Annotated in this window: 2 protein-coding genes; both read left to right on the plus strand. The window is 62.9% G+C overall.

Annotated elements, in window-relative coordinates:
* Positions 1 to 153: 153 nt before the first annotated feature.
* Complete coding sequence (locus QZ564_RS19110) at positions 154 to 1863, plus strand: Rieske 2Fe-2S domain-containing protein (protein WP_297113549.1); 1710 nt, start codon at positions 154 to 156, stop codon at positions 1861 to 1863.
* A gap of 3 nt (positions 1864 to 1866) precedes the next feature.
* Positions 1867 to 2514, plus strand: a complete 648-nt coding sequence (locus tag QZ564_RS19115; RefSeq protein WP_297113547.1) for a glutathione S-transferase family protein — start codon at positions 1867 to 1869, stop codon at positions 2512 to 2514.
* The last annotated feature ends 64 nt before the right edge of the window (positions 2515 to 2578 follow it).

Here is a 2578-nt window from a genome sequence, read left to right on the forward strand (position 1 = left end):
CCTTCCTCAATCCGGCGCGTGCCAAAGGCCCCCTCACCCCAACCCTCTCCCCCAAAGGGAGAGGGAGTCACGGTCCCGTACGCCAGGACTACGACTGAACTGAAGAATTCGATCGTGGCGCGATCCCCGGTGCAGCAAACGGATCAGATCGACATGCCCCTCTCCCTTTCCGACCCCAATTGGTATCCCATCGCCTCGAGCGACGACCTGCCCTTCCGCCACGTCTATCAGGGCCAGTTGCTTGGCCGCGAGCTCGCCGTCTGGCGCGCCGATGATGGCAATGTCAATGTCTGGGAAAACCGCTGCCTGCATCGCGGTGTGCGGCTCTCCATCGGCATCAATGAAGGCCAGGAACTCAAGTGCCAGTACCATGGCTGGCGCTATGCGAACCGCTCTGCGGGCTGCACCTATATTCCGGCCCACCCGGCCGACGCCCCGGCCCGCCGCATCGAAAACCGCAAATATCCGGTCAAGGAAGCCTTCGGTTTCATCTGGTCGGCGGCGAATGACGAGAAACCCTTCACCGCATTTCCCGGCGCCGAAAACCAGACCTGGTTTGCCCTGCGGCCAATACCCGTCAATGCGGCACCTGAAGACGTCGTGGCCGGTCTCGCCCGCCTTGCCCCGGACGACCAGCCGGCGGACCTCCTGCCCGGCATGACCGTTCGCCTTGGCGACGTTGTCTATTTCGTACAGCCCGTCGATGCCGGGCGCGCCGTCATCCGCGGCCTGCTACCCGGCAGGCCGGCCGACGAGCTGGCGGCCCTGCGCCACTACAACGAGCAACTGACACATTTACGCGACCGACTTGAACGCGCCGCGTCCCGCAAACCCGCTCCAGAACCGCTCCAACCGGTCTTTGAGAAAGTTTCGGCCGATCTCGCCACGATGCCCGACATTGCCGTGCCACGCGGCAACACGCTCAACGTGGTGGTCAAGCGGAAGTGGCAGAATGCCGACGGCGTCATCGGCTTCGAACTGGCCAACCGCGACGGCAGGCACCTGCCCACCTTTCAGCCCGGTGCCCATATCGATCTGCACCTGCCCAATGGGCTGGTCCGGCAATATTCCATCACCAATGGCCCCGGCGACCTTTTGAGCTATGTCATCGGCGTCAAGCAGGAGAGTGCTTCAAAGGGCGGTTCGAAAGTGCTCGTGGAGAGCGTGCGCGAAGGCGATGTGCTGGCCATTTCCGAGCCCCGCAACAACTTCCCGCTCCGCCGCGACGCCACCCGTACCGTGCTGATCGCCGGCGGCATCGGCATCACCCCGATCCTTTCGATGGCGCGGTTCCTCGACAAGTCGGGCCTGCCCTATGAGCTGCACTACTTCGCCCGCACCGGGGAAAGCGTCGCCTTCAGGAGTGAACTGGAAGCGCTGCACGGCGCGGTCCATATCCATGCCGGCCTTGCCCGCGACGCCATTCAGGGCACCGTGAACCAGGTCCTGGGGCCCCATCAGCTTGCCAATCACGTCTATATCTGCGGACCAGGCGCCATGCTGGAAATGGTCACCCAGACCGCCTCGGCACTCGGCTGGCCCGACGAGACCATCCACTTCGAATACTTCCAGAACGACAAGGTGATCGACAGCTCCAGCGCTTTCGACATCGAGCTCGCGCGCTCCGCCATGACCCTCCACGTCCCGGCGGGCAAGACCATTCTCGAGGTCATGCGCGAGGCTGGCCTCACCGTCCCGTCCTCTTGCGAGCAAGGCGCCTGCGGCACCTGTCTGACCACCGTCATCGAGGGCGAAGTCGACCATCAGGACGTCTATCTCAACAAGAGCGAGAAGGCGTCCAATACCTGCATGATGACCTGTGTGAGCCGGGCCAAATCGGCGCGCCTGGTGCTGGATATCTGACCCATGACCATCACCCTCTACGACTTCGAGCTCTCCGGCAATTGCTACAAGCTGCGCCTGTTGATGAGCATCCTCGGCCTGCCCTATGAGATCGTCCCGGTGGATTTCTTCCCCGGCAAGGAGCACAAATCCGATTGGTTCCTGCGGCTCAATCCCTTCGGGCAATTGCCGGTGCTCAAGGACGATGACCTCGTGCTTTCGGACTCCGGAGCCATCCTTGCCTACCTGGCGAAAAAATATGACGCCTCCGGCCAATGGTTCCCGGACAATCCCGCGATCACCGCCGAAATTCTGCGCTGGCATGCCGTGGCCGACGATATCACCGCAACCAGTTCCGCCGCCCGGCTGGCCCTTGGCTATGACTATGATTTCGACATCGAGAAGTGCCAGAAGGGCGCACATCGCGTCTTCCGCCTGATGGACGAGCACCTCTGGTTCGGCGAACGCGACGGCCGCGATTGGCTCTGCTCGCCACCCCACCCCACAACAGCGGATATCGCCTGCTTCCCCTATGTCATGCTTTCGGAAGAGGGCGGCATTTCGCGCCAGGACTATCCGGCCCTCCGCCGCTGGACCGACCGTGTCCGCCGCGTGCCCGGTTTTGTCGTCATGTCCGGCATTTTCCCGGCAGGACCGGCCAAGGTGGATTGAGCGCCCGTACCCCTAGCCCTCACGCCGCATTCCCGCTATTGCCTTGGTCAAACTGAGGAGAAAA

The sequence above is a fragment of the uncultured Devosia sp. genome, assembly GCF_913055165.1.
In the GTDB taxonomy this organism is placed as follows: Bacteria; Pseudomonadota; Alphaproteobacteria; order Rhizobiales; family Devosiaceae; genus Devosia.